This window comes from Nocardia thraciensis (genome assembly GCF_054782435.1).
On the sequence record NZ_BAAGSM010000033.1, the window covers coordinates 361,930 to 388,345 of the forward strand.

General features: G+C 68.8%; 29 protein-coding genes and 1 riboswitch. Of the genes, 10 read left to right on the forward strand and 19 right to left on the reverse strand.

Features of this window, described 5'->3' with window-relative positions:
* The first annotated feature begins 48 nt into the window (after positions 1 to 48).
* Positions 49 to 1,017 carry a 23S rRNA (guanosine(2251)-2'-O)-methyltransferase RlmB gene (gene rlmB / locus ACYVLQ_RS22835; protein WP_460699529.1) on the forward strand — a complete coding sequence of 323 codons (969 nt, stop codon included), beginning with the start codon at positions 49 to 51 and terminating at the stop codon, positions 1,015 to 1,017.
* A 62-nt stretch (positions 1,018 to 1,079) separates the two neighbouring features.
* Positions 1,080 to 1,376: a DUF4190 domain-containing protein gene (locus tag ACYVLQ_RS22840; RefSeq protein WP_460699613.1), complete on the forward strand. Its 297-nt coding sequence runs from the start codon at positions 1,080 to 1,082 to the stop codon at positions 1,374 to 1,376.
* Between the two features lie 5 nt (positions 1,377 to 1,381).
* Here ACYVLQ_RS22840 and ACYVLQ_RS22845 read toward each other — a convergent pair whose 3' ends face one another.
* The 3 genes from ACYVLQ_RS22845 to ACYVLQ_RS22855 all read right to left on the reverse strand — a co-directional run bounded on the left by ACYVLQ_RS22845 (position 1,382) and on the right by ACYVLQ_RS22855 (position 4,702).
* The gene (locus ACYVLQ_RS22845; protein ID WP_460699530.1) at positions 1,382 to 2,191 is read right to left on the reverse strand and encodes an enoyl-CoA hydratase/isomerase family protein; all 810 of its coding nucleotides are present in this window, start codon (positions 2,189 to 2,191) and stop codon (positions 1,382 to 1,384) included.
* Between the two features lie 169 nt (positions 2,192 to 2,360).
* Positions 2,361 to 3,530: an acyl-CoA dehydrogenase family protein gene (locus ACYVLQ_RS22850; RefSeq protein ID WP_460699531.1), complete on the reverse strand. Its 1,170-nt coding sequence runs from the start codon at positions 3,528 to 3,530 to the stop codon at positions 2,361 to 2,363.
* Positions 3,531 to 3,958: 428 nt separating this feature from the next.
* Complete coding sequence (locus ACYVLQ_RS22855; protein WP_460699532.1) at positions 3,959 to 4,702, reverse strand: alpha/beta fold hydrolase; 744 nt, start codon at positions 4,700 to 4,702, stop codon at positions 3,959 to 3,961.
* Between the two features lie 57 nt (positions 4,703 to 4,759).
* Here ACYVLQ_RS22855 and ACYVLQ_RS22860 point away from each other — a divergent pair, with 57 nt between their 5' ends.
* Complete coding sequence (locus ACYVLQ_RS22860) at positions 4,760 to 5,077, forward strand: antibiotic biosynthesis monooxygenase family protein (RefSeq protein ID WP_460699533.1); 318 nt, start codon at positions 4,760 to 4,762, stop codon at positions 5,075 to 5,077.
* A 10-nt stretch (positions 5,078 to 5,087) separates the two neighbouring features.
* Here the strand turns inward: ACYVLQ_RS22860 and ACYVLQ_RS22865 are convergent, their stop codons facing one another.
* The gene (locus tag ACYVLQ_RS22865) at positions 5,088 to 7,802 is read right to left on the reverse strand and encodes a discoidin domain-containing protein (protein WP_460699534.1); all 2,715 of its coding nucleotides are present in this window, start codon (positions 7,800 to 7,802) and stop codon (positions 5,088 to 5,090) included.
* Positions 7,796 to 7,939, forward strand: a riboswitch (cobalamin riboswitch). It overlaps the preceding gene by 7 nt.
* Before the next feature lie 38 nt (positions 7,940 to 7,977).
* On the opposite strand from ACYVLQ_RS22865, the gene ACYVLQ_RS22870 reads away from it, so the two are divergent.
* Both ACYVLQ_RS22870 and ACYVLQ_RS22875 read left to right on the forward strand, forming a co-directional pair.
* Positions 7,978 to 8,172, forward strand: a complete 195-nt coding sequence (locus ACYVLQ_RS22870) for a CbtB domain-containing protein (protein WP_460699535.1) — start codon at positions 7,978 to 7,980, stop codon at positions 8,170 to 8,172.
* The gene (locus tag ACYVLQ_RS22875) at positions 8,163 to 8,897 is read left to right on the forward strand and encodes a CbtA family protein (protein WP_460699536.1); all 735 of its coding nucleotides are present in this window, start codon (positions 8,163 to 8,165) and stop codon (positions 8,895 to 8,897) included. The genes ACYVLQ_RS22870 and ACYVLQ_RS22875 overlap by 10 nt, the downstream gene beginning before the upstream one ends.
* A 103-nt stretch (positions 8,898 to 9,000) precedes the next feature.
* Here ACYVLQ_RS22875 and ACYVLQ_RS22880 read toward each other — a convergent pair whose 3' ends face one another.
* Entirely contained in the window at positions 9,001 to 9,444 is a 444-nt protein-coding gene (locus ACYVLQ_RS22880; protein ID WP_460699537.1) for an OsmC family peroxiredoxin, read from the reverse strand.
* 26 nt (positions 9,445 to 9,470) lie between these two features.
* Between ACYVLQ_RS22880 and ACYVLQ_RS22885 the strand changes: the two genes are divergently transcribed.
* Positions 9,471 to 9,686, forward strand: a complete 216-nt coding sequence (locus ACYVLQ_RS22885; protein ID WP_460699538.1) for a hypothetical protein — start codon at positions 9,471 to 9,473, stop codon at positions 9,684 to 9,686.
* 48 nt (positions 9,687 to 9,734) lie between these two features.
* On the opposite strand, the gene ACYVLQ_RS22890 is transcribed toward ACYVLQ_RS22885, so the two are convergent.
* Positions 9,735 to 10,601, reverse strand: coding sequence for an ABC transporter permease subunit (locus tag ACYVLQ_RS22890; protein WP_460699539.1), 867 nt, complete (start codon positions 10,599 to 10,601; stop codon positions 9,735 to 9,737).
* Positions 10,598 to 11,533 carry an ABC transporter ATP-binding protein gene (locus ACYVLQ_RS22895; protein WP_460699540.1) on the reverse strand — a complete coding sequence of 312 codons (936 nt, stop codon included), beginning with the start codon at positions 11,531 to 11,533 and terminating at the stop codon, positions 10,598 to 10,600. Before ACYVLQ_RS22895 ends, ACYVLQ_RS22890 begins: the two co-directional genes overlap by 4 nt.
* 127 nt (positions 11,534 to 11,660) lie before the next feature.
* Here ACYVLQ_RS22895 and ACYVLQ_RS22900 point away from each other — a divergent pair, with 127 nt between their 5' ends.
* Positions 11,661 to 12,914, forward strand: coding sequence for a sensor histidine kinase (locus tag ACYVLQ_RS22900; RefSeq protein WP_460699541.1), 1,254 nt, complete (start codon positions 11,661 to 11,663; stop codon positions 12,912 to 12,914).
* A gap of 82 nt (positions 12,915 to 12,996) precedes the next feature.
* Positions 12,997 to 13,659 (forward strand): response regulator, encoded by a 663-nt coding sequence (locus ACYVLQ_RS22905; protein WP_460699542.1) that lies wholly within the window; start codon positions 12,997 to 12,999, stop codon positions 13,657 to 13,659.
* Positions 13,660 to 13,668: 9 nt separating this feature from the next.
* On the opposite strand, the gene ACYVLQ_RS22910 is transcribed toward ACYVLQ_RS22905, so the two are convergent.
* Positions 13,669 to 14,307, reverse strand: a complete 639-nt coding sequence (locus ACYVLQ_RS22910; RefSeq protein WP_460699543.1) for a vWA domain-containing protein — start codon at positions 14,305 to 14,307, stop codon at positions 13,669 to 13,671.
* Between ACYVLQ_RS22910 and ACYVLQ_RS22915 the strand changes: the two genes are divergently transcribed.
* Complete coding sequence (locus ACYVLQ_RS22915) at positions 14,282 to 14,554, forward strand: DUF1877 family protein (protein WP_460699544.1); 273 nt, start codon at positions 14,282 to 14,284, stop codon at positions 14,552 to 14,554. The genes ACYVLQ_RS22910 and ACYVLQ_RS22915 overlap by 26 nt on opposite strands.
* Positions 14,555 to 14,650: 96 nt before the next feature.
* The gene (locus ACYVLQ_RS22920; protein WP_460699545.1) at positions 14,651 to 14,911 is read left to right on the forward strand and encodes an SHOCT domain-containing protein; all 261 of its coding nucleotides are present in this window, start codon (positions 14,651 to 14,653) and stop codon (positions 14,909 to 14,911) included.
* Positions 14,912 to 14,919: 8 nt separating this feature from the next.
* On the opposite strand, the gene ACYVLQ_RS22925 is transcribed toward ACYVLQ_RS22920, so the two are convergent.
* From ACYVLQ_RS22925 to ACYVLQ_RS22975, 11 genes are all read right to left on the reverse strand, one after another.
* A complete protein-coding gene (locus ACYVLQ_RS22925) occupies positions 14,920 to 15,708 on the reverse strand; it encodes a phytanoyl-CoA dioxygenase family protein (RefSeq protein ID WP_460699546.1) in 789 nt (262 codons plus the stop codon).
* Between the two features lie 193 nt (positions 15,709 to 15,901).
* Positions 15,902 to 18,448 carry an ATP-dependent Clp protease ATP-binding subunit gene (locus ACYVLQ_RS22930; RefSeq protein WP_460699547.1) on the reverse strand — a complete coding sequence of 849 codons (2,547 nt, stop codon included), beginning with the start codon at positions 18,446 to 18,448 and terminating at the stop codon, positions 15,902 to 15,904.
* Positions 18,449 to 18,798: 350 nt separating this feature from the next.
* The gene (locus ACYVLQ_RS22935) at positions 18,799 to 19,422 is read right to left on the reverse strand and encodes an FHA domain-containing protein (protein WP_460699548.1); all 624 of its coding nucleotides are present in this window, start codon (positions 19,420 to 19,422) and stop codon (positions 18,799 to 18,801) included.
* Positions 19,423 to 19,640: 218 nt separating this feature from the next.
* Positions 19,641 to 20,006, reverse strand: coding sequence for a histone-like nucleoid-structuring protein Lsr2 (locus ACYVLQ_RS22940; RefSeq protein ID WP_068022322.1), 366 nt, complete (start codon positions 20,004 to 20,006; stop codon positions 19,641 to 19,643).
* 114 nt (positions 20,007 to 20,120) lie between these two features.
* Positions 20,121 to 21,587: a lysine--tRNA ligase gene (gene lysS, locus ACYVLQ_RS22945; protein ID WP_460699614.1), complete on the reverse strand. Its 1,467-nt coding sequence runs from the start codon at positions 21,585 to 21,587 to the stop codon at positions 20,121 to 20,123.
* A gap of 289 nt (positions 21,588 to 21,876) precedes the next feature.
* Positions 21,877 to 22,299 (reverse strand): rhodanese-like domain-containing protein, encoded by a 423-nt coding sequence (locus ACYVLQ_RS22950; RefSeq protein WP_460699615.1) that lies wholly within the window; start codon positions 22,297 to 22,299, stop codon positions 21,877 to 21,879.
* A gap of 5 nt (positions 22,300 to 22,304) precedes the next feature.
* A complete protein-coding gene (locus ACYVLQ_RS22955; protein ID WP_460699549.1) occupies positions 22,305 to 22,925 on the reverse strand; it encodes a cysteine dioxygenase in 621 nt (206 codons plus the stop codon).
* A 182-nt stretch (positions 22,926 to 23,107) separates the two neighbouring features.
* Positions 23,108 to 23,899, reverse strand: a complete 792-nt coding sequence (locus ACYVLQ_RS22960; protein WP_460699550.1) for a type III pantothenate kinase — start codon at positions 23,897 to 23,899, stop codon at positions 23,108 to 23,110.
* 8 nt (positions 23,900 to 23,907) lie between these two features.
* Positions 23,908 to 24,327 (reverse strand): aspartate 1-decarboxylase, encoded by a 420-nt coding sequence (gene panD, locus ACYVLQ_RS22965; protein ID WP_460699551.1) that lies wholly within the window; start codon positions 24,325 to 24,327, stop codon positions 23,908 to 23,910.
* Between the two features lie 12 nt (positions 24,328 to 24,339).
* Positions 24,340 to 25,329 (reverse strand): pantoate--beta-alanine ligase, encoded by a 990-nt coding sequence (gene panC / locus ACYVLQ_RS22970; RefSeq protein ID WP_460699552.1) that lies wholly within the window; start codon positions 25,327 to 25,329, stop codon positions 24,340 to 24,342.
* A gap of 66 nt (positions 25,330 to 25,395) precedes the next feature.
* Entirely contained in the window at positions 25,396 to 26,394 is a 999-nt protein-coding gene (locus ACYVLQ_RS22975) for a Rossmann-like and DUF2520 domain-containing protein (protein WP_460699553.1), read from the reverse strand.
* Positions 26,395 to 26,416: the final 22 nt, after the last annotated feature.

A 26,416-nucleotide genomic window follows, 5' to 3' on the forward strand; every position in this document is an offset into this window, starting at 1 on the left:
CATGTCCCCCCGCGCGCGGGTGTCCCCTATGACTCGGAAGGCGTACTGATGGCAGGCAATTCGCAGCGGCGGGGCGCAATCCGCAAGGGCGGCACCAAGAAGGGCCAGACGGTCGGCTCGGGCGGGCAGCGCCGCCGCGGCCTCGAGGGCAGAGGCGCGACCCCGCCCGCGACCGCGCGCAAGTACCATCCGGCGGCCAAGCGGGCGGCGGCCGCGGCCAAGGCCGCACCGGCGAAGGGCCGGTCCCCGGGGCGGCCCGGCACCCGCAAGGGGGATGGTGGTCCGGAACTGGTGCTGGGCCGCAATCCCGTGGTGGAGTGCCTGCGCGCCGGTGTGCCCGCGACCGCACTGTACGTCGCGGTCGGCACCGAGAACGACGAGCGGCTCACGGAGGCGGTGAAATACGCCGCGGACACCGGGATCTCGATCCTGGAGGTGCCGCGCACCGACCTGGACAAGATGAGCAGCAACGGACTGCATCAGGGCATGGCGCTGCAGGTTCCGCCGTACCGCTACGCGCATCCGGACGATCTGCTGGACGCCGCCCGCGGCGCGGCGGAACCGGCGCTGCTGGTGGCCCTGGACAACATCTCCGACCCGCGCAACCTCGGCGCGGTGATCCGCTCGGTGGCGGCCTTCGGCGGGCACGGCGTGGTGATTCCGCAACGCCGCAGCGCCAGCGTCACGGCGGTGGCGTGGCGCACCAGCGCGGGTGCGGCGGCCCGGCTGCCCGTGGCCCGCGCCACCAATCTGACTCGCACACTGAAGGATTACGCCAATGCCGGGCTGCAGATCGTGGGCCTGGACGCGGGCGGCGACACCACACTGGACGAATTCGACGGCACCGCACCGACTGTCGTGGTGGTCGGCTCGGAGGGCAAGGGCCTGTCGCGCCTGGTCCGCGATACCTGCGACAGCATCCTCAGCATTCCGATGGCGGGGCCGGTGGAGTCGCTGAACGCCTCGGTGGCCGCGGGTGTGGTGCTGGCCGATATCGCCCGCCGGCGCCGAATCTGACCGGAACCTTGCGCGTCAGCGCGCTTTCGCCGGGCCTGTCCCCATAGACTTGATCGGTGGCCATGAACCAGCCCCCGTACTACTGGCTCGAGCAGCAGCAGATCGGGAACCCGGTCGAGCACCCACACGCGACAACGATCCTGCTGCTCGGGGCGCTGAGCATATTCTGTTGCGGCGCATTGGGTCCCGTGGCGTGGACGATGGGCAAGCGGGCGCTGGACCAGATCGAGGCCTCCGGGGGCCAGATCGGCGGCCGCATGCAGGTGCTGGTCGGCTACATCCTCGGCATCGTCGGAACCGTGCTGATGGTGCTGGTCGGGATCCTGTTCATGTTCATGCTGATCGGCGGCAACGCCTGAGCGGGTCAGCCCAGGCCGGGGCGGTCCGGCTCGATCGGAACCCCCCAGGCGGGCCATTCGGCGCTGACGCTGCCGGACCATTTCGGCTGGCGCCGGTCGCGCAGGGCCGCCATGCCCTCGCCGCCGTCCGCGCTCTGGGCCGCGTAATTGTTCAGATCGGTCTCCAACCGGCCGACCGCCTCGGCGCTCATGCCCAGGCTCTCCCACAGCAGCCGCTTCGACAGCGCGACCGGCAGCGGCGCCGAGCCACCGGCGATATCGTGCGCGACCGCGAGCGCCGTCGGCAGCACCTCACCGGCGGACAGACAGCTGTTGGCCAGGCCCATCGCCTTGGCCTCGTCGCCGTCGAAGGTGCGGCCGGTGAGCATGATGTCGGCGGCGTTGGCCATGCCGACCAGCCGCGGCAGCGTCCAGTGCGCGTAGCCGTCCGCGACGACCGCGCGCCGTACCTGATTGAGCCCGTAGACGGCATCGCGAGCCATGTACCGCAGATCGCACTGCAGCGCGAGCGCCAGGCCGATCCCGACGGCGTGCCCGTTGACCGCCGCGATCACCGGCTTGCGGATCCGCCACGGCGGCGGGTCGATGGTGCCGGTGACGTCGCCGACCCGGTTGGACAGGTCGGCCCCGGCGCAGAAGGCGGGCGGGGTGCCGGTGATGATCACCGCGCGGATCGCGTCCTCGGTGTCGCAGCGCCGCAGCGCCGTGCCGAGCTCGGCGGCCATCGTCGGAGTGAAGGCGTTCTGCTGAGCGGGACGATTGAGCGTGAGCACGGCGATGCCGGCAGAGACATCGACGTGCAATTCCGAACTCATACGAGAAGATCCTAGTTCTGTCGCCGCTGCCCGCGCCCGGCTTCGGGCCCGGCCGCACCGCCGAGAAAGCTTGCCGGACCGGACAACGTCCGTACCACCGAAACCAACAAGATCACGGACCCCCACACCCACGCAACCCGCGGGGACAGAGCCGGAGACGGGGCCGAAATCAGCGCAGCACGCGGCGGCCGATCGCCCACTTGTGGACCTCGGTGGGGCCGTCGTACAGGCGGAAGGCACGCATATCGCGGAAGATCATCTCGACCACGGTCTCGTCGCTGATTCCGATGCCGCCGAGCACCTGCACGCAGCGGTCGGCCACCTTGAACAGTTCCTCGGACACGTACGACTTGGCCATCGAGCTCTCGTGGCGGGCCTTGTGGCCCTGGTCCATCAGCCAGCAGGCGTGCCAGATGGTCAGGCGGCACTGGTGCAGCGCGATCTCGTTGTCGGCCAGCATGAACGACACCCCCTCGTGCTCGCCGATCGGCTTGCCGAAGGCGGTGCGGGTCTTGGCGTAGTCGACCGCGATGCTCTGCGCGCGTTCCGCGGCGCCGAGCCAACGCATGCAGTGGGTGAGCCGGGCGGGGGCGAGGCGCAACTGCGCGTACCGCATCGCCTGACCGGTCTCGCCGAGCACCGATTCCTTGGGCAGCGCCAGGTTCTCGAAGCGCACCACGCCGTGGCCGCCGACGTAGTTGCGGTCCATGGTGTTCATGGTGCGTTCGATGACGATGCCCGGGGTGTCGCCGTCGGTCAGCAAGAGCGTCGGGCCCTCCGGCAGATGCGGGTTGGCCTCCAGCCGCGCCATGATGATCCAGGTCTTGGCCCCGTCGGCGCCGGTGATGAGCCATTTGCGGCCGTTGACGGTGAAGTTCTCGCCGTCGAAGGTGGCGGTGGTGGCCAACTGGCCCGGGTCGGAACCGGCGCCGCCGGGTTCGGTCATCGCGAAGACGGAGCGCTGCCGGCCGTTGATCACCGGCATCAGGTAGCGGTCGGTCTGCTCCTGGTTCGCGACCTTGGAGAGCAGGAACATATTGCCCTCGTCGGGTGCGGCGCAGTTCATCGCGACCGGGCCGAGGGTGGACCAGCCCGCCGCCTCGTACAGCACGGCCTGCTCGATGTGCGACAGGCCGCGCCCGCCGAGCTCCACCGGGGCCTGTACGGTCAGCAGCTTCTCGGCGCGGGCCAGTTCGACGAGTTCCTGGCGCAGCTCGTCGTTCGGGCCGTGCGCGGTCAGCCGGGGGTCGCGCTCGTAGGGGACGATCTTGTCGATGACGAACTGGCGAATCCGGTCGCGTTCGGCGGCGAGCTCGGCGGGAATCGAGAAGTCGATCATCGTGTGGTCACCTTCGTTCGGGGGCGTGCGACGAGCATACGACGGCGGCCCCCCAGGACTGAAGGCGACCGCCATCAAACAGACGCCAAACTTACTTCGGAACCTATCAACGCACGTAACCAAGACCTTCAACACACAGAACACGAGAATATTCGTTCACACGACCCCCCATCCCGGCCCACCGCCGCGGTCTCAGCACACCACCGCCGATCGACACAGGCCCGCCAACCCGGCACACCACCGCAGTCTCGACACAACACCGCCGATCGACACAGCCCCGCCAACCCGGCACACCACCGCCATTCGGCACAGCTCCGTCAACCCGGCACACCACCGCCATTCGACACAGCCCCGTCAACCCGGCACACCACCGCCATTCGGCACAGCTCCCGTCATCCCGGCGCGCTTTTGGCCGGGATGACGGGGTGTCAGGCGAGCACCTCGCGCAGGAAGCCCTCGACTTCGGCGCGGTAGGCGGCGGGCTGATCGTCGTGTACCAGATGGCCTGCCTGCTCGATCTTCGCGTAGCGGGCGTTGGGGTGTACCTGAGCCATCTCGCGCATCTGGCCTGGCGGGGTGATGGTGTGCTCGCCCTCGATCAGCAACGCGGGGGCCTGCACCGCGCGCCACTGGCCCCAGAAGTCGCGGGTGCCCCATTCCTCGGAGATGTCGCGGAAGGTGGTGACGTCGCCGTGCAGGCGGTAGCCGTCGGGGCCGTGCTCGAACGATTCCAGGAAGTACCGCCCGGCGACCGGGCCGAAGAAGTCCAGCATCGCGGCGGCGTCGGGGAACGGCTGCGGCCAGGCCTCGATCATGGCCGCCCAGTCGCGGGCGGTGCGGCCGCGGAAGTCCGGGGCGATGTCCTCGACCACGAGGGCCCGCACCCGCCCGGGTTGCGCCGCCGCGAACACCCAGCCGTGCAGCCCGCCCATCGAATGCCCGATCACCACCATGGGTTCGACGATCTCCGCGGTGGCCGCCGCGAGGTCGGCGACGAACGCCTCGGTGCTCAGCTCCTCGGGCGCCGGGCGGCCGTGCCCGGCAGCGTCGAAGGTGTACACATGCCCGAACTCCCGCAACCAGTCCAGGTGCGCACGCCAAGTCCGCGCACTGCCCATCAGCCCGTGCAGCAGCAGAATCGGCACCCCGGCGCCACCCTCGTCGTACAGCATCGCCCCCGACGATACGTCCGCGGGAGGTGTGGGTACGCGAGCGCTAGCCTGGTGCGCATGGCTGTTGTGAAGATCAATGCGATCGAGATTCCCGAGGGTGCGGGGCCCGAGTTGGAGAAGCGGTTCGCCGCACGAGCACATGCGGTGGAGAACTCGCCCGGGTTCCTCGGTTTCCAGCTGCTGCGGCCGGTCGCCGGAGACGAGCGGTACTTCGTTGTCACGCAGTGGGATTCGGAGGAGTCGTTCGCCGCGTGGCGGGACGGCCCGGCCAGGCAGGCGCATGCGGGCCAGACGCGCAAGCCGGTGTCGTCCGGAGCATCGCTGCTGGAATTCGAGGTCGTCCTCGACATCCCCGGGAAATCTTCCACCGAATGACGCCGGGCCGCTACCCGGGTGCGGTGGTGACGTCGAGTTCGCGGATGCCCGCGTCCGCGGCGATGTCGACGCCGGTGAGGCGGATCTGGACGTAGCGGGCGTAGGCGGGGGTCGCCAGCACGCCGTTCTCGTCGCGCGGCACGGTTGTCCAGGTGCGGTTGTCGCGGGAGATCGCGATCTCGGACGACGCGGGGGCGGGGCCGTTCCACTGCGGCAGCACCCGCGTGACGGCGCCCACCGCGCCCAGGTCGACGGTCAGCTCCGCCCGGTCGGCGGCGGGCAGCCAGCTGGTGGCGGCATCGCCGTCGACGGCCGCCTCGGCATAGTCGCCGGGCTGTTCGCTCGAGGCCATGGCGGTCTTGCACTGCGCCGCGTCGGCAGTGGGGTCCAGATCGGGGCGGCGGGTCGGCAACTCCAGCGAACTCCCCGACTCGACCCGGCGTATGCCCGCGGCCGTCTCCACCGGCAGCGGCTCCCCCGACCGGAGCGTGACCGTAGTATGCCGGGGACCGACGGCAACGTCGAAAACCCTTCCCTGCCAATCCAATCCGCGCACCGTCACGCCGTCGACAAGCTGCGGCGGGAGCAGCGGGTCCAGTCGCACCCGATCCTCGCGAAGACGCAGTCCCACCAGGCCGTTGGTGAACTCCTGCACGAAACCGCCTGCGAGCGTTGTGAAATAGAATGCGGGGGCGCCGGCGTGCGGATCCGTGGCGCCCGCCTTCTCGCCGCGCGCCTCGGCGAACTGCCCGAAGGGCTCGCGGGCGAAGGGACGGGCCGAGCGGTCGAGATAGGTGCCCACCGAACAGCCCGCCTCACCGTTGGCGGCGGCATCGATCTGATGCACCGAGTCGGTCATGGCGGGTCCGTCCGGATCGGTGCGCTCCGCGTAGTAGTCCAGCGTCTTCGCGGCTACCTGCGGCGGCATCGGCCACTCCAGCGGATACTGCAGCAGTACCGTATCGGCCTGCTTGATCTCCGATCCGCGATATCCCTCGTACTGCAGGAATATGCCGTCACGGGCATCGAACGGCATGCGCAGCCGATCGGCGAGCGCCGTCCACTCCGGCGGCGCGGGCGCGCCGATGATACGCGCGGCCGTGACCGCGTTCCGAAGCGCCACGGCCGCGACGCCGTTGGTGTACACACCGTCGTCGACGCCGTTGCTGTACTCGTCCGGCCCGGCGACATCGCGGACCGAGAAGCTGTCGTCCGGGTTCGGCGTCGCACGCGCGGCCCAGAATTCGGCGAGGCTCGACATGATCGGCCAGATGCGGTCGCGCAGGTAGCCGACGTCCTTGGTTGCCAGGTAGTACTGCCACGCGGCCAGCGACACATCACCCTGCAGGTGGATCTGGGTCACGCAGTGCGGCGGCGACCAGCTGTGGCATTCGCTCCACAGATCGCCGGTGCTCGCACTCGTCCACGGATAGAACGCGCCGGGATAGCCCAGGCGCCGGGCATTCTCGCGGGCGCCCGGCAGGGTCTTGTAGCGGTATTCGACCACCGACCGCGCCAGCTCCGGCTGTAGTTGCAGCAGCCCCGGGTACATCCAGATATCGGCGTCCCAGAAGACCAGACCGGCGTAGTTGTCGCTGCTCAGACCGGTCGGCGACACGCTGTTGTCCTGCCGCGGATTCGTCGCCGAATACAGCGAGTACAGCGCGCCGCGCGTCCAGCGCTGCACGTCCGGGCGGCCGGGCACCTCGATATCGGATGCCCACAGCTCGCGCCACGCCCGCGCCTGTGCGGCAAGCAGATTCGGCCACCCTCGCTCGGCGGCCCCGCGCGCGGCGTCCGTCGCGGACCGGCCGGGATCGGCGGCGGTGAGCCCGGTGTCGACGCCGACGAACTTCGTGACCTCGAGGGGCCTTCCCGACACGACCTCCGATGTCGCCTGCTGGCCGGATTCCTGCGGTCGCACCGTACCGTCGGCGGCCAGCACCGAGGCCACATTGCCGACCACATTCGTTGTCCTAGTACGGAATTCGGCATTGAGGGTGCCTGGAGCCGGTGACGAGAACCCGGTCCGATCGATGCGGCGGGCACCGGCGAAATCGAGCAGGTCGGTGACGGTCACCTGCCCGTCCCAGTGCGGCGTGACGGTGAGATGTACGGCGGCGGCGTGCTGATCGGTGCGATCGGCGAATATGTCGTAGGCCAGATCGGTGGCGCGGCCGTCGCGCGTGGTCCAGGTCAGTTCGGTCCGCACCATGCCGCAGCGCAGGAACTGGGTCTGCCGGAAGTTCGACACCTGCGCGGGTGACGTTGCCGGAGAGAAGGTTTCACCGCCGACCCCGACCCGCAACGTCGACCAGTTCGGCAGCGCCGCGGCCACCGTCAGCCCGTCGGCCAGCGCCGGTTCGCGCCCGTACAGCCCGGCCACGAACGCACCGTCGTAGCGCGGGGTGTACAGCGGCCAGCCGGTGCGCTCACCGGTCTCGACGTAACCGGTTCCGGCGGGCGGCACCCGCAGGCCGAGATAACCGTTGCCGACGAACGGATGCGCCTCGAAACCCGCGGCGAACGACGCCGAGGACGGCGCCCACCCCGGTTCGGCGGAAGCCGGGTCCCCGGGGCAGGGGTACGACAGCGACGAGTCCCCGGACCGCGCACGGACCGCGACCACGATCGCGGCGACGACCAGCACGGTCACTGTCGCCGCGACGATTCCGATCAGCAGCCGGGGGCGGCGGCCGAATGACGATCCCGCAGTTGACGCCACAGAACTCAGGGTGTCACAGTTCAGGTGACCACAGCGACGGTGACGCGGTAACCCGGTGCGATTCCGGGGCGGTCGCGCCACTGTAATCCGGCCCCTCGGCCGGTTAGCCAGACATCGGCACCGTCGTTGCCAGACTCGCTCGCGGGGACGCGACCATCCCCGAAGGAGGACCACCATGGCCATTGCGCACACCCCCGGCCGCGCAACCGATTCGCTCGCCACCGTGCTCGTTGCGGTAGGCGTCGTCCTGTTGGCACTGCTCACGCTGTACCTGGTCGGCTTCGATCAGGGCGCGGTCTCCCGGAGCGGGATGTACCTGCACGAGCTGATGCACGACGGGCGACACCTGCTGGGCGTGCCGTGCCACTGACCGGTTCGCTGAAGACCCTGCTCCTACGCGGCCTGCTGGCCGGACTCATCGCCGGACTGCTGGCGGGCACCGTCGGGTTCGTCATAGGCGAGCCGAGGGTCGAGTCGGCCATCGCCATCGAGGAGGCCGCGGCAGGCGGGCATTCCCACGAGGAGTCCGAAGAACCACTGGTCAGCCGCGGTGGGCAGAAGTTCGGCGAATTCCTCGCACTCGGGCTGTCCGGGCTGGCGCTGGGCGCGATCTTCGCCGCCGCGGCCCACTTCGCGCGCCGCCACACCAGCCTGCCGGGGCCGAAACTGGCTGTGGCACTGGGATTGTGCGGCTGGCTCGCGATCACCGCGGTGCCGTTCTTCAAGTACCCGGCCAATCCCCCGGCGGTGGGCGAGCCGGACACGATCAACGAGCGCACCCTGCTGTGGGTGGCGGCGGTCCTGCTCGGGTTCGCGGCGGTCGGCAGCGCGGTGTTCGCGCACCGCCTGCTCGCCGCGCAACTGAGCACGGTCAGGTTCGGCGGTGCGGTGGCGGCGTTCGTGATCGTGACGGCGGTCGGTTATATCGCGCTGCCCGGGGTGAACGAAGTGAAGGACAACTTCCCGGCGACTCTGCTGTGGCAGTTCCGGGTGTCGTCGCTGGCGGTCTCGGCCACGCTGTGGGCCGTGCTGGGGCTGGCATTCGCGACCCTCACGGAGTTCGCCGATCGCAGGCAGGCCGCGGTCGCCGCCTGACGTACGTGGTCCGCGGCCGCACACGGCAACGGCGGACATGCACGTAGGCGAACACAACGAGGGGCGGTGCGTTCACACCGCCCCTCGTCATGTCCTCACGCGTTCAGGACTCCAGCGCGGCATCCAGTTCGATGGTGCCGACGCCCGCCAGCGCCTTGCTGATCGGGCAGCCGGTCTTCGCGCCCTCGGCGGCGGCCTGGAAGCCCGCGGCGTCCAGCCCGTCGACCTTGCCGCGCACGGTCAGCTTGATGGTGCTGATGTGGAAGCCGCCCGCCGGATCCGGACCCAGCGTGACATCGGCGTTGACGTCCAGGCTCCGCACCGTGCCGCCGGCGTTGCCGATCTGGCCCGACAGCGCCATGGCGTAGCACGACGAATGCGCGGCGGCGATCAGTTCCTCCGGGCTGGTGGTGCCCTCGGCCGTGTCGGCGGTCCGCTTCGGGAACGACACGTCGAACTTGCCGACGCCGGAGCTCGCCAGCTCGACCTGGCCAGAGCCGTCCTGCAGGCCCCCGGTCCAAGCGGTGCGCGCGGTACGTGTTGGCATCACTGTCCTTTCACAGTCGGAATGGATTGCCGTCCCGACCGAACCTACCCGCTCGGCCGCTCGCCCGTACGCTCGGCGGCCCGCCCCCGCTCGGCCCCGGAGCCGCACCGGCGGCCTGCTACGCCAACATCCTGCTCGCCCCACTCGCCTCCGAGGTCTATCGCGGTCAGCGCTCCCGCAAGCTGACCCCCGACCAGATCGCGAGGGCCTCGAGGCAGGTGGCCTACGGGGTGCTCGGCTGACCGCAACTCCGGCACCCCGCGGGCCCGTACTACGTATTGTGTTGTCGTTCAAACCATGTCGCGGCGCTTGACCGACCACACGGTGGCGGTGACGAATACCGCGATGTACACGCCGAGCACCGCGAACGACACCGGGCGGGAAAGCACGTCCAGTACCCCGGGGGTCGCCGCGCCCCCGACCGTGCGCATAGCACCGGCCAGTGATCCGGCCGCCGTGCCTGGAAGGTAGTCCGTCACAGCCTGGATCGGCGAGAAGATCGCGCCGACGCCACGCAGCAGGTTCTCGACCACCAGCACCCACACCAGCCCGAGGCCGACGGCCAGTGCGGGGCCCCGGGCGATGGCGCCGACCAGCGCACCGGCCAGTGTCCACATCCCGAGAATGAGCGTGCCCGTGACTATTCCGAGCAGCGCCCGGCCCGCTGACGGCAGCGCCAGCGAACCGTGCTGCGCGGAGCCGATCACCGCGGCCACCCCGGTGTCGATCACGAACGCCGCACAGACCAGCCCGACCACCACCGCGGACAGCGCCAGCACGGTGCCCGTCAGCACGCTCACCCGCCCGGGGCCCTGGGTGAGGACGGTTTTCCAACTGCCCCAACCGTATCCGCTGCCGGTCACCATCGCGCCGAGCACCAGCATCAGCGCACCGCCGAACATCGCCATCCCCTGCGTGAACACCTCCGGCACCGCGGCGGGCAGCATCAGCCGCAGCAAGACCTCGCGCGGCTGTCCGTTGGACATCCGCGAGCTGTCGCCCGTGGTGTAGGCCAGGTAGTTGAACAGGTACGCGAAGGTGAGATTCAGCAGGATCCAGGTGCCGAGCACGACCCAGAACGCGGGCCACTTGCGCAGCCGATCGAGTTCCGCGGCGGTGCAGGCCACCACATCCCGCATTCCCTGCCTGACGCTCATGCCGCTTCCTCCAGTTTCGTCATCTCGAAAAACACTTCCTCCAGCGACTTTTCGTCGATGCGCAGCTCCAGCAGATCCGCACCGGCCGCGATCACCGCGCGCGCCACCGCCGGCGCCATCGCCGTACCGGCATCCACTCTGATACCGGCGGCGGTCAGCAACGCGGATCGATCGCCCACCACTCGACGGACCGCCGGGAAGGCCAGCTCCACCGGCTCGGCCCGCAGGAAGAGCGTTGCCGCCCCGAGCAATTCGCTCACCGTGGCTTCGGTGAGCAGGCGCCCCCGAGAGATGACGCCGACGCGGTCGCAGATCTCCTGCACCTCGCTGAGCAGGTGAGACGACAGCACGACGGTGTGCCCGTCGGCGGCGAGTCCGGTGATGAGCTCGCGCATCTCGGCCATCCCGGCCGGGTCGAGCCCGTTGGTGGGTTCGTCGAGGATGAGCAGGTCTGGATGGCCCAGCAGCGCCGCGGCCACGCCGAGCCGCTGCTTCATCCCCAGCGAGTAGGTGCGGAACCTGTCGTGCGCCCGATCGGCCAAGCCCACCCGCTCCAGCGCCTGCTCGACGCCGTCGCGCCCGACGCCGCGGTAGCGGGCCAGCAGCCGGAGGTTGTCGCGGCCGGACAGGTACGGGTAGAAGCCGGGGCCCTCGATCAGAACACCGATGCGCCGCAGCGTTTCCGGGTCGCCGGGATGGCTTCCCAGCACCGTGGCCGCGCCGGAGGTGGGCCGGATCAGGCCGACCAGCATCCGCAGGGTCGTGGTCTTACCGGCGCCGTTGGGGCCGAGGAATCCGTAGATCTCACCGGCGTACACCGTCATGGCCACGGAGTCGACGGCGGTGTGGGTACCGTAGGTCTTGGTCAGGGCATCGGTCGTCACGACCGCGGCCGTGGCGGTGGATGTCCGCCCGGGATCGTCGAAGTTCATGCCCCCGAGAATCCGCCTGCGACCAGGAGGAACACATCCGCCGCCCGGCGTGACCCGGCGTACGTATCCAGACGTAATTCGCGGCGCGTAGCTCCCGTTCGGGATGTGGCGGCGCTACCGTTCGTGTGTGGAGTCGAGGGTGTGGCCGGGTTTGCGGGATGTGCTGCCCGCGGTCGTCGTCGCCGTCGTGCAGTTGGCGGGTGGCAGCGCGGCGAATACGCACCAGAGCGGGACTCGCGCCCTCGACGCGCTCGGTTACGCACTACTGGTGACCGGGCCGCTGCTGCTGGTGGCCCGCCGCCGCTACCCACAGCCCGCGCTCTACGGAGTGCTGGCGGCCACGGCCACATATCTGCTGGTCGGCTACGGTTACGGGCCGATTTTCCTCGCACTGGTGATCGCCTTCCTCACCGCCGCCAGCCGGGGCTCACGCTGGTACACCTACCCGCTGCTGCCGCTCGGGTACCTGCTGATGGTGTGGCCGATCCCCGCATTGCGCGGATACTCGACCAACGGTTGGCAGGCGGCCGGACTGCTGGCGTGGTTGAGCGTGCTGGTCGCGATAGCGGAGGGGATCAGGCAGCGCCGTGCGGTGCTGGTGGCCCGGCGGCAGCGGGCCGAGGCCGCCCGCCGCAACGAGCAGGCGGAACGGGCGCGCGAGCTGGCCCAGCGCGAGCAGCGGGCGACCGAGGAGCGCCTGGCCATCGCCCGCGAATTGCACGATGTGCTGGCGCACAGCCTGTCGGTGATCAATGTGCAGTCGTCGGTGGCGCTGGAACTGCTGGACCGCAAGCCCGACCAGGCGGCCACCTCGCTGGCGGCGATCAAACAGGCCAGCCGCGACGCGCTCGGCGAGGTGCACGCCCTGCTGCGCTCGATTCGGGCCGGTGCGGAAACCGTTGCGGCGCCGACGACTCCGGCCGTCGGTATCACCGATCTCAAGACCCTGCTCGGACCGGCTCGCGCGGCCGGGCTGACGGTGCGAACCGAGACCCGCGGCGCGCCACAGCGCCTGCCCGCCGTGCTCGACGGCGCGGCCGCCCGCATCGTGCAGGAGTCGCTGACCAACGTCCTGCGCCACGCCTCCGGCGCCGAAGCCGTTGTCACCGTGGACTTCTCCCCCGACACCCTGCGCCTGACCATCGACGACATCGGGGGCGGACAGCACGGCCCCGCGTCCCCCGCGAACGGCGACCCTTCGAAATATCCACAACCGTCCACAACCGTCGGCGGCAACGGGATTCCGGGCATGATCGAGCGGGCCCACGCCCTCGGCGGCGAGCTGACAGCTGGCCCCCGCACCGACGGCGGCTTCCGCGTCCACGCCGCCCTCCCGATCCCCCGCCTCGACGACTCCACGACCTCCGGGGCAGGCCGATGACCTCGACGCCCTTCCCGGGAGCGGACACCTGCGGCACCCTTTCGGTGGGCGTCATGATCGAGCTTCGAGATCGGGAGGTGCGGTGAGTATTCGGGTGTTGGTGGCCGACGATCAGGCGTTGGTGCGCGGCGGGTTCGTGGCGCTACTGGACGCGCAGGACGGGATCGCGGTGGTCGGCGAGGCCGACAACGGGGAGCAGGCCGTGCGGATGACGCGCGAGCTGCGGCCGGACGTGGTGCTCATGGATATTCGCATGCCGGTGCTGGACGGGCTGGCCGCCACGCGCGAGATCGCCGCCGACGCCACGCTGTCGGAGGTGAAGGTGGTGGTGCTGACCACCTTCGAGCTCGACGAGTACGTCTTCGAGGCAATGCGTTCGGGCGCAACGGGTTTCCTCGTCAAGCACACCGAGCCGGCCGATCTGGTCAAGGCGGTGCGGGTGGTGGCGGCGGGCGATGCGCTGCTGTCCCCCAGCGTGACCCGGCGCCTGGTCTCCGAATTCGCCTCGCGTGCGAAACCGGCGCCGACCGCCGAGCTGTCCGAACTCACCGACCGCGAACGCGAGGTGATGGCGCTGGTCGCCGAGGGCCTCACCAACGCCGAGATCGCCGAACGACTGTTCCTCAGTCCGGCCACCGCGCGCACGCATGTGAGCCGAATTCTGTTGAAGCTCAACGCCCGCGACCGCACCCAGCTGGTGGTCATGGCCTACGAGTCGGGGCTGGTGCGGCCGGGCTGGCAGTGACGCGGCATCTCACCCGCCCGGATTCGACTGCTGCCGTTCGTCTTCGGTGAATCCGATCGGCGCTCCGTATCCGGACTGCAGCCGCGCGGAATTGCCCGCGGCGGCGCGGAACACCCCGGCCACGCCGCCCGGCGCGGCGGCGTAGGTGATGGCCTGCCGGGGATCGAAACCCATCTCGGCGCCGATCGCGACGGCGTCCATATTCGCGCCCAGGAACAGGAAGTTCCAGTTGTACACCTCCTGCTGCTGGGTGATCAGCGACTTGACCGCCGCATGCGACCATTCCCTGCTGGAGTTCTCGTGGCCGTCGGTGAGCACGACGACGATCACGGTGCCGGGGCGCCGGTCCTCGGGGCGCTGCGCCAGTTCCGTGCCGACCTCGGTGACCAGTCGGCCGACCGCGTCGTAGAGCGCTGTCATCCCGCGCGGCTGCAGGTGCAGCGGCGGCACCTGGGCCAGTGGACAATTCGCGTACAGCTGTTCGTATTCGGTGTCGAACTGGGCCAGCGTCACCTCGATCCGCTTCGGCACCGCGCGCTGTTCCTCGAGGAACGCGGCGAAGCCGCCCTCGGTATCGGACTTGATCGACTGCATGGAACCGGAGCGGTCGAGCAGGACGGCGATGAGTGTCAGGTCGGGATCGGTCATCGGTGCACTCCGGGATCGTTTGCGCGGGCGCCACCCACGGTACGCCCGCCGAATCTGGTCCGTCCGGGCTCGGCAGCTGGCCCGCCACTTCGACGCCGAGCGAATGACGGCGCAGGAGGTCTACCCGAACATCTGGCTCGACGGCGACGACGCCCTGGACTACCTGCGCGCGAACTATCTCCACCTGGTGCGCTTCTTCGAGTTCGCCGCGGCCGACGGATCCGGCGCCGTCATGTCGTTCGGGTGAGCGTCCGGACCGGACCGGGACTACGCGCGCAGGCGTATGCCGTTTGCCGCTCGCGCGCCGATGTCCCCGGCGGCGGACCGGAACAGGCTGGGAGTCATGAACATCTACGCAAGTCCCGAGGCGATTTCCTTCCTCGCCGACCACTACCACGACGGCTGGCACCCCTGGCCGTTCTTCTGGATCTTCCCGGTCCTGTTCTGGCTCACCGTGATCGGCATCGTGTTCGCGACCCGGCGGGCACGCTGGCGCAACCGCGGCGTCGGCACCCTGCGGTCGGCATTCGCCCGCGGCGAGATCGACGAGGACCAGTACCTCACCCGATTGGAGGTGTTGCGGCGCACCCGCCGTCCGCGCTGACCAGTAGATCAGGAAGGGTCGGCCGAAGTCTGTAGTCCCAGCCGAATTGCCTGTTCCACAGGCGAATACGTGCCGTCCGGCCGTTCGAGTACGCACGGCTCGCGCAGGATCAGCGGCGGCTGGGCCATGAATTTCGGGCGGCCCGCCCGGTTGGGCTGTGCGGCGTGCACGAGGAAGGGGTGGCACAGGTAGACGTCCCCGGCCTCGCCCATGGCGGTCGCCTCCGGAAGGTCGGCGGTGGCCGCGTAGGTGTCGGCCAGTTCCCCCATCGGGGCACCCGGCTCACCGAACGGCTTCAAGACATTCGGCAGACGCAGATGCGATCCGACACGGATCCGCGTCGGGGCATCATCCTCGCCCACATCGGAGAACAGGAAGAGCATCAGCAGCGCCCGTCCCTTCGACCACAGATTGAGCCGCCAGGTCAGGAAGTTCGCCGGATCGTCGCCTTCGAAGCTCGCGTCGACATGCCAGCCGTCGTCACCGGGCTCGGCACCGCTGGGGAATCGGACGGGGAATGTCCCCAGGCTCCCCCGCGGCCACCACCGACCCGCCCCGACCAGCTGAGCGAAGGCCTCGCGCAGCGCCGGAGTGTTCACCGCCTGCCGGAACGGCTCCTCGGCATGATCGCCGAGTCGGATCACCGGCTGCGTCCACGTCGACGGATCGTCCGGGTCGCAACCCGTTTCCCGCCATAGGATCTCGCGTCCGGCGTCGGCCACCGCACGGGGGAACGCCCCCTCCACCTTCACGAATCCGTCCGCGACGAACGCCTCGACCTGTTCCTCGGAGAGCATGCGGTCCTTTCGTCGTCGATCACGCCGACCATGCACCATCCGTCGGATACTCCGCCAGCGAATTTCTCCCGTCTGGATCCCGGCATTCGCCGGGACGACGAGGGCTGGACAGGCAAAAGCACGACGAGGGCTGGACAGGCAAAAGCCCCGCTCCACCGGACAAATCTGGTGGAGCGGGGCTTCGCGAGTGGACTTACTCCCCGGACGCCGCCGCGGAGTCTCCGGCCAGCACCTCGACCGGCTCCTCTTCCTCCTCGACCGGCTTCGGCGGTTTGGCCCGACCGGTGAAGGTGAACTTGGCGTCCTCGCCGGTGCTCTCGCCGTCCCAGCCTTCCACGTCGACCTCGACGATCTGACCGGCACCGAGCTCGCCGAACAGGATCTTCTCCGACAGCTGGTCCTCGATCTCGCGCTGGATGGTCCGACGCAGCGGGCGGGCGCCCAGCACCGGGTCGAAGCCGCGCTTCGCGAGCAGGCTCTTGGCCTGGTCGGTCAGCTCCATCTCCATATCCTTGTTCTTCAACTGCACGCCGACGCGGCCGATCATCAGGTCCACCATCTCCACGATCTGCTCCGTGGTGAGCTGGTGGAAGACGATCACGTCGTCGATGCGGTTGAGGAACTCGGGGCGGAAGTGCTTCTTCAGCTCGTCGTTGACCTTCAGCTTCATCCGCTCGTAGTTCGAGCCCTCGCTGTTGGACTGGGTGAAGCCCAGACCCACGGCCTTGGAGATATCCGAGGTGCCGAGGTTCGAGGTGAAGATCAGCACGGTGTTCTTGAAGTCGACCGTGCGGCCCTGACCGTCGGTGAGGCGGCCGTCCTCCAAGACCTGCAACAGGGTGTTGTAGATCTCCTGGTGGGCCTTCTCGATCTCGTCGAACAGCACGACCGAGAACGGCTTGCGGCGCACCTTCTCGGTGAGCTGGCCGCCCTCCTCGTAGCCGACGTAGCCCGGAGGGGCGCCGAAGAGCCGCGAGGCGGTGAAGCGGTCGTGGAACTCGCCCATGTCGATCTGGATGAGCGCGTCGTCGTCGCCGAACAGGAAGTTCGCCAGCGCCTTGGACAGCTCGGTCTTACCGACACCGGACGGACCGGCGAAGATGAACGAGCCCGAGGGACGCTTCGGATCCTTCAGACCGGCGCGGGTGCGGCGAATGGCCTTGGAGACGGCCTTGACCGCGTCCTCCTGGCCGATGATCCGCTTGTGCAGCTCGTCCTCCATGCGGAGCAGACGGGTGGTCTCCTCCTCGGTGAGCTTGAAAACAGGGATACCGGTCCAGTTGGCCAGCACCTCGGCGATCTGCTCGTCGTCGACCTCGGCCACGACATCCAGATCACCGGAGCGCCACTGCTTCTCGCGCTCGGCCCGCTTGGCGACGAGCTGCTTCTCCTTGTCGCGCAGCCGCGCGGCCTTCTCGAAGTCCTGCGCGTCGATGGCGCTTTCCTTCTCCCGGCGGGCATCGGCGATCTTGTCGTCGAACTCGCGCAGGTCCGGCGGAGCGGTCATGCGACGGATGCGCATGCGCGCACCGGCCTCGTCGATCAGGTCGATCGCCTTGTCCGGCAGGAACCGGTCGTTGATGTAGCGGTCGGCCAGGGTGGCGGCCGCGACCAGCGCGCCATCGGTGATGGAGACTCGGTGGTGCGCCTCGTACCGGTCGCGCAGACCCTTGAGGATATTGATGGTGTGCTCGACAGTCGGCTCGCCGACCTGCACCGGCTGGAAGCGACGCTCCAGCGCGGCATCCTTCTCGATGTACTTGCGGTACTCGTCGAGGGTGGTGGCGCCGATGGTCTGGAGTTCGCCGCGCGCCAGCTTGGGCTTGAGGATCGAGGCCGCGTCGATCGCGCCCTCGGCCGCGCCCGCACCGACCAGCGTGTGCAGCTCATCGATGAACAGGATGATGTCGCCGCGGGTGTTGATCTCCTTGAGCACCTTCTTCAGGCGCTCCTCGAAATCACCGCGGTAGCGGCTGCCCGCGACCAGCGAACCCAGGTCGAGGGTGTAGAGCTGCTTGTCCTTCAGCGTCTCCGGGACCTCGCCGTTCACGATGGCCTGCGCCAGGCCCTCGACAACGGCGGTCTTACCGACGCCGGGCTCGCCGATCAGCACCGGGTTGTTCTTGGTGCGGCGGCTCAGCACCTGCATGACGCGCTCGATCTCCTTCGAGCGGCCGATGACCGGATCGAGCTTGCCCTCGAGCGCGGCCTGCGTCAGGTTGCGGCCGAACTGGTCGAGCACCAGCGAGGTGGACGGCGTGCCGGACTCGCCCCGGGCGCCCGACTCCACCGGCTCCTTGCCCTGGTAGCCGGACAGCAGCTGGATGACCTGCTGGCGCACCCGGTTGAGGTCGGCGCCCAGCTTCACCAGCACCTGCGCCGCGACGCCCTCACCCTCGCGGATCAGGCCGAGCAGGATGTGCTCGGTGCCGATGTAGTTGTGGCCGAGCTGCAGCGCCTCGCGCAGCGACAGCTCCAGCACCTTCTTGGCACGCGGGGTGAACGGAATGTGCCCCGACGGCGCCTGCTGGCCCTGGCCGATGATCTCCTCGACCTGCGAACGCACACCCTCGAGCGAAATACCCAGAGATTCCAGGGACTTCGCCGCGACACCTTCACCCTCGTGAATCAGGCCCAGCAGGATGTGCTCGGTGCCGATGTAGTTGTGGTTGAGCATCCTGGCTTCTTCCTGGGCCAGGACAACGACCCGCCGAGCGCGGTCGGTGAACCTCTCGAACATCGCTCCCTCACTTCCTGCTCCGCTTTCTACGGCCTACCGGCGCTTCAGTCGACTGAGCGTCAGCCTGCCATGAAGCCCTGGGGTCACATCCCCCGCCTCCACTCTAGTTGGCGGGGGTCACGGCCGTCGTCCGTCCACCCTATTGCGAACCGGCGACAACACGAGTCATTCAGTCATAACGCGACCGTTGCCCGGATCGTTTCGCCAGGACGTACGCCGACAGCGAACAGCGACTTTGCCCTACCCACCGGTGAGAGGTGGGGTGAATCGGCAGGGCACCGGGAACGACGGATGGGAGCCGCGGCGACCACTCCCGTCGTTCCGGCATGCTCTCGGCCGGAAACCACCGGCTACAGGTCGCGCTCGGAGATGATGCCGCTTTGCATGGCCAGCATGGCCAGGCGGACGCGCTTCTGGTTCTGGGGCAGGTCCTCGACGCCGAACTTCGCGAAGAGCGTGCGCATATGGGTCTTGATCGCGTCCACGCTCAGGTACAGCTCGTCGGCGATCTGCTGGTTCGGGGCCGGGGTCGCGAACCCGGCGTTGTTCTTGTACGGGCGGCACAGCGCGATCAGGACCGAGAGTTGGGTCTCGGTGAGGGACCGCAGCGTGGGCAGCGATCCGGTGGAGGTGCGGGTGGCGTCGTCGGCGACGCCGGTGAAGTCGTGGAACGACAGCAGCGAGGTGCCCACGCGAATCCGGTCGCCGGGCGACAGCCGCCGCCGACCCACCAGGCGCTCCCCGTTGACGAACGTCCCGTTGCGCGACAGCCCGTCGTCCACGATCGTCCAGTGCGCGCCCAGGTACTCCAGCGACGCGTGCAGCCGGGACACCTCGGCGTCCCACGCCAGCGTCAGATCGGCCTGCTGCGAACGTCCGATCGTGACGCGTTCACGCTCGGGGGAGAGAACCAACTCCTGGCGGTTGCCCGTCTCGTCGTCGAATCGCAGGAACGATCCCTGAAATCTGGTCACTGCGCCGGTCCCTCAACTCTCCACTCAGCCAGTGACGTCGCTCGCACGTTTCCATGGTGCCGCGCCACCCCCAGCCGAGCAAGATCACGTCCCGCCGATCCGGCGGCAAACGTGGGCCATCGGTTATGCGGAATCGATATTAAATACCGCTGCCGTCCGGACGGTGCACGATTCCTCCGGACGGCAGCGGCGAAAGCAACAAGTAGCCGCGCCCTGGTCTAGTTGCTACGACCGACTTCCTTGTTGTAAGCCTCGGTAATGTCGGCGGAGATACGACCGCGCGCGGAGACCTTGTGTCCCTTGCGGCGCGCCCATTCGCGAATTGCCGCGCTCTGTTCACGATCCATCGACACCCGACTCTTGGTCGCACCCGCCGTCGCACCCGCCGGCTTGCTGCGCCGCCGACCACTGACTCGCCGCGCACTGGAGACCCACTGGTCCAATCCGTCCCGCAGCTTTGCCGCATTTGCCGCGGACAAGTCGATCTCGTACGACACACCGTCGATCGCAAACTCGATGGTCTCGTCCGCGATGGACTCACCGTCGACATCGTCGATCAGGCTAACGGTGACCTTCTTTGCCATGAGATGAACGTCCTCTCGAAATCGTGCGACCCGCATACCAGGCCGATGCCCGAGTTGAGAATACCTCGAATTCCGAGATTTCCAAGACGAGACTTCGGCATTCAATCCGACCGCTCAGCGAGCGGCCGGACGCACAATTGGGAACAGTATCGTTTCCCGGATTCCCAGCCCCGTCAACGCCATCAGCAACCGATCGATTCCCATACCGGTTCCGGTTGTCGGGGGCATACCGTGTTCCATCGCCGCGAGGAAGTCCTCGTCGAGACGCATGGCCTCATCGTCACCCGCTGCCGCCAATCTCGCCTGATCGATGAACCGATCCCGCTGAATCACCGGGTCCACCAGTTCGGAATAGCCCGTCGCCAACTCGAAGCCGCGGACATACAGATCCCACTTCTCGGTGACGCCCGCCTTGCTGCGGTGCTGCCTGGTCAACGGGGAGGTCTCGACCGGGAAGTCGCGGACGAAAGTCGGCGCGTACAGCTTGTCGCCGTAGGTGTGTTCCCACAGTTCCTCGACAAGTTTGCCATGACCGTAGCCCTTGTCCTGGGGAATTTCCAGGCCCACCCGATCGGCCAGCGCCAGTAATTCCGGTACGGTCGTTTCGGGCGTCACCGCGACACCGAGGGAGTCCGACAGCGACGGATACATCTCCACCGTGTTCCACTCGCCGCTCAGATCGTATTCGGTGCCGTCCGCCAGTGTGACGACCTGACTGCCGAAGACTTCCTGTGCCACCTCCTGCACCAATTCCCGCATCATCCGCGCGGAATCATCGTAGGTGCCGTAGGCCTCATAGGTTTCCAGCATCGCGAACTCCGGCGAATGCGTGGAGTCGGCACCCTCGTTTCGGAAGTTGCGGTTGACCTCGAAAACCTTCTCGATGCCGCCGACCACGCAGCGTTTGAGGAACAGCTCCGGCGCGATGCGCAGGTAGAGGTCCATATCGAGGGCGTTGGAGTGGGTGACGAACGGGCGCGCGGCCGCGCCGCCGTGCAGGGTCTGCAGCATCGGGGTCTCGACCTCGAGAAAACCCCTGCGCTCCAAGGCATTTCGCACCGCGCGCACCACCTTGACCCGGGTCCGCGCCATTTCCCGGGCCTCCGGCCGAACGATCAGGTCGACGTAGCGCTGGCGCACCCGCGACTCCTCGCTCAGATCTTTGTGCGCCACCGGCAGCGGCCGCAACGACTTGGCGGCCATCGCCCAGGAATCGGCCATGACGCTCAATTCACCGGTGCGCGAGGAGATCACCTCACCGTGCACGAAAACGAAGTCGCCGAGGTCCACATCGGCCTTCCAGGCGGCCAACGCCTCGGCGCCGACGCCGTTCAGGCTGATCATCGCCTGCAGCTTGGTGCCGTCGCCCTCCTGCAGCGTCGCGAAACACAGCTTGCCGGTATTGCGCATGAATATGACGCGCCCGGCCACGCCGACCTGCTGCCCGGTGCTCGTATCGGCCTCCAGGTCGGGATGGGCGGCCCGAATTTCGGCCAGGGTGTGCGTGCGCGGCACCACCACCGGATAGGCCTCGCCACCCTGCTCGAGCAGCCGCTCCCGCTTCTCCCGGCGAATCCGCATCTGCTCGGGAACGTCGACTTCCGCTGCGGCAGGACGGGATTGCCCCGCGGGCGCCGAACCCGCGGAGCTACCGGTCGTAGGGGTGTTCGGAGTGCTCACAACGATCTACCCTAGCGTGCGCCGGAAATCGTTTTGCGCGCTGCCCGAGCCCGTCCGCGCAGTAACGAATCGGCATCGATTCGCGCTCGGCACACGTCGCCCGCAACCGCGCCGCGGGAATTGTGACGTAACGGACAGCCGAGCGAAATACGCTGGGTCGCGCCGCAATTCGGGGCGCGATCGGCCGGAATTACAACGAGGCCAGCGCGGCCACTTCGCGGGCGATGTGCGGGGCGCCCGCCGCCACCGTCAGCAATCCGGCCGCCTTCACCGCCTGATAGCCGCCCACCAGATCGGTGGCGCGGTGCAAACCGAGTTGCTGCAGCGAGGCCGCCGCCAGGCTGGAGGTGTAGCCCTCCGAGCAGACGACGATCCATTCCACGTCGTGGTCCGCGGCGAGCGCCAGCCGGGCAGAACTACTGGGGTCGAGGCGCCATTCCAGCACATTCCGCTCGATCACGAGCGCACCCGGCAGCGTTCCTTCCTTCACTCGCTGCGCCTGCGGCCGGATGTCGACCAGCAGTGCGCCCCGGGCGATCGCCTCCGGCAATTCGAACGCGTAGACCCGCCGCAGCCGCGTCCGCGCGTTCTCGAGCATCTGATCGATCGTCACGTGGGTCATTTCACGTCGCCTTCAGGCTGGTCGGTGAGGACGGTCCGGGAGCGGCGCAATGTGCCGTGACCGGTGACCTCGTAATAGGACATGGCGGTGAGCGGTGGTGAATAGGCGTGCACGGACAGCGTCGGATTCGACGGTTCGGGCGCGCCCGCGAATTGATCCGGCGCGCGGACCACGTCGTGCACCCAGCCGAGCGGAAACGACGCCTGATCCCCGGCCGTCAGCGTGCGCTGACGCAGTTCCTTTCCGTTCCAACGAAATTCCGACAGCGCTCCGCTGAGCACGGTGAGCGCGCCCAGCGAGCCCGCGTGGTCGTGTAGCTCGGTGGATCGATCGGGCACCCAGCTGATCAGCCAGACATCGACCTCGTCGTCGGCGACGAGCCGGACCGCCCAGCGATTGTCGGCGGGCCAGGCGCCGTCCGCCGGTAACAGGTGGTCGTAGCGCCCGGCCAGCACGTCCTCGGCGCCCTCGTCGGTCAGGCGCAGCAGATCGGCCGGTCGCAGCTGGGTGGGCAGTGCGGAGGCGACGGGACGCGCGGCGAGTTCGGCGGCGACCCGGACGCCGGAGTGCGCGGCCACGCGGATACGTGCGGGATAGGAAACTGCAGAGGAACGCATGAGCGAAGCTCCAGGAGAAGTGGGATGGTCGGGGATACGAAGCCCCGACATCAGCCGAGGCGAATCAGCCTCGACAACACTCCTGGTTGCTCACGCGGTAAGACACGAGCGAAAGCATAGCAGCGAGCGGACCGTGTGCAACCACCCTGTTGGATTCACCACATCCGACGCGCTCCACCCCGCTACTTGCGGCGCTGGAGGTTGCGCTCGAAGACCACGCGCAGGCCGTCGAGTGTCAGGTGTGGTTCGTGGCGTTCGATGGTTTCGGATTCGGGGACGATCAGCGGCGCCGTCTGTCCCGTCGCCACAACGACGACGTCGTCGCCGGCGAAGGCGTCGTTCTCGTCGCGGATGCGGTCGATCAGGCCGTCGACCAGCCCGGCGAAGCCGAAAACCGCGCCCGCCTGGATGCACTCCATGCTGTTCTTGCCCACCACCGAGCGCGGGCGCGCGAGTTCGGCCCGGCGCAGCGCGGTGCGCTCCACGATCGCCTCGGTCGCGATCTCCACGCCCGGCGCGATGACGCCGCCGATGAACTCGCCCTTCGCCGACACGAGGTCCACGCAGATGGCGGTGCCGAAATCGACCACGATGGCGGGCGACTGGAAGCGGTGGTACGCGGCCAGGCAGTTGACGATGCGGTCGGCGCCGACCTCCTTCGGGTTGTCCACCAGCAGCGGAATCCCGGTGCGCACACCGGGTTCCACCAGCACGTGCGGCACGTGGCTCCAGTACCGGCTGAGCATTTCCCGCAGTTCCCGTAGCACCGGCGGCACGGTCGACAGCGCCGCCACCCCGATCACCTGGTCGGCCCGATCGCCGATCAGCCCGCGCAGCTGCATGCCGAACTCGTCGGCGGTCAGCAGCGGATTGGTGTGGATACGCCAGGTCGGCCCGAGCGCGGCGTGCTCTCCGCTGCCGGAGAACAGACCGATCTCGATGCTGGTGTTGCGGACGTCGATCGTCAGCAGCATCCGGCGGCCTACGCCGGAGTCAGCGTGCGCGGGGAGGACAGGCCCGAGCCCACAGGGGCGTGCGCCGGATCCGAACCCAGCTCCACCGGGCGGTTGCGCTCGTCGACGAACACCACCCGCGGCGCGTACTCGCGCAGCTCGGCCTCGTCCATCATGGCGTAGGCGATCAGGATCACCAGATCGCCCGGATGCACGAGATGTGCTGCGGCGCCGTTGATTCCGATCACGCCGGAGCCGCGCTCGCCCGCGATGACGTAGGTCTCGAGCCGGGCGCCGTTATCGATGTCGACGATGCAGACCTGCTCGCCCTCGAGCAGATCGGCGGCGTCCATCAGGTCCGGGTCCACGGTCACGGAGCCGACGTAGTGCAGGTCGGCGTGGGTCACCGTGGCGCGGTGGATCTTCGATTTCATCATGGTGCGCAACATGGTCGGCCTTTCCTACCGATTCGCCTGGGCAGGCTGGGTTGTGGGAGTTGTCGGGTGGCCGTCGATCGGGGTTCCGACGGACAGGGCCACGTTGTCGATGAGCCGAGTGCTGCCGACGCGGGCGGCGACCAGCAGGCGGGCATTGCCGCTCCAGGCGGAATCCGCTTCGGCCGCAGCGGGATTCGCTCCCGCGGCGGGGATCGGCCCCAGATCCGCCCGGCGTAGCTCGAGGTAGTCGACGTCGATATCGGCCGCCGTGTCCAGGACGGCCCGCGCCGCGGCCAGCACCGCATCCGGGCCCTGACCTCCGGCGTGGCTCCCCGCCGCCAGCGCCGCCGAGAGCGTGGTGGCGAGTTCGCGGCGCGCCGGATCCAGGTACCGGTTGCGCGAGGACATGGCCAGGCCGTCGGCCTCGCGGACGGTGGCCACGGGCACGATCCTCACGTCGAAGTTCAAGTCCCGCACCATCTCCCGGATCAGGGTCAGCTGCTGATAGTCCTTCTCGCCGAAGAACGCCTCGTGCGGGTGGGCGATCTGGAGCAGCTTCGCCACGACGGTCAGCACGCCCGCGAAATGGGTCGGGCGGAAGGCGCCCTCGAGTTCCGCGCCGAGCGGGCCCGGATGCACCGAGGTGCGCGGCCCGTCCGGGTACATCTCGGCGGCGCTGGGCGCGAACACCAACTCGACGCCCTCGCCGCGCAGCCTGTCCACATCAGCGTCGAGCGTGCGCGGGTATTTGTCCAGATCCTCACCGGCGCCGAACTGCAGCGGGTTCACGAAGATCGAGACGATGACGATCTGGTTGGTCCGCTTGGCCTGGCGCACCAGCCGCAGATGCCCCTCGTGCAGCGCACCCATGGTGGGCACCAGCGCGACCGTGCGGCCCACCGAGCGCAGTGCGTTCGACACCGCGGTCAGCGTGGCGGGGTCGTGCACGATGTTCAGCCGGCCCGGCTCGTACGCCGCGCGCAGCGCCTGGAGATTCGGTTTCGGGACGGACATCAGTGCCTCTCCTCCGTCCAACGGGGACTACCAGGCCACCGCGACGGCGCGCGGTGACGTTCACAGTTACGCACGGCTGCCACCTCCCGACTCCTCGGCCGCACGGCCGTTCAGGCCGGGCTCCGCCAGGAGTTCGAACAAGGCGGGGTTCGTGCGGGCGAGTTCGGCCGTGCGCAGAGACTGGGCGCGGTACCCGGCGGCGAGGCGGGAATCCATGTCCACGAGGGCGTCGAGGTGGGCGGCGACCGCGTCCACATCGCCGCGCGCCACGGGACCGGTCAGCGCGGACGGGCCGCGCCGCAGCGCATTGTCCAGCGCGGCCGAGGCCAGTGGCGCCAGCATGCGTTCGGCCAGCCCGTTCGGTTGGTCGTCGACCTGCTGCTGGCCGAGCAGCCCCGGCCCGTCGAGAGCGGCCCGCAGGGCGGCGACGGCATCGACTATCAGCGTGACCAGGTGGTTGCTGCCGTGTGCCAGCGCGGCGTGATACAGCGTGCGATGTTCCTCGGGCACCCGCACCGGTTCCCCACCGACCTCGATCACCAGCGACTGCGCGATGGCGTAGCCGACCTCGTCGGCCGCGGTGATCCCGAAGCAGGCGTTGCCCAGCCGGGCGACGTCCTCGTCGTGGCCGGTGAAGGTCATGGCCGGATGGATCGCCAGCGGGCGGGCGCCGCGTCCGGTCAGCGGCGCCAGCACCGCGATGCCGTTCGCGCCGGAGGTGTGCACGACGATCGTCCCCGGCCGCACGGCCTGCGCGCTCGCCAGCCCCGCGACCAGGCCGGGCAGCTCACTGTCCGGGACCGCCAGGACCAGTAGTTCGCTGCGGGCGGCCACCTCCTCGGCGGGCAGGATCTGCGAATCCGGCAGCCGCGTTCGCGCGCGCCGCACCGAATCGTCCGAGATCGCGGAGACACCGAAGACCACATGCCCGGCCCGCTCCAATGCGGCGCCGAACGCCGACCCCACGCGTCCCGCCGAGACGATTCCCACCGTCAGCCGTGCGGGCGCCGGATCACTCCCTGAGGCACTGCGGCCCGCATCGGGCCGCGCAGATTCAGAGGTCACCATTGTCCTCTCGAAAGTCGTT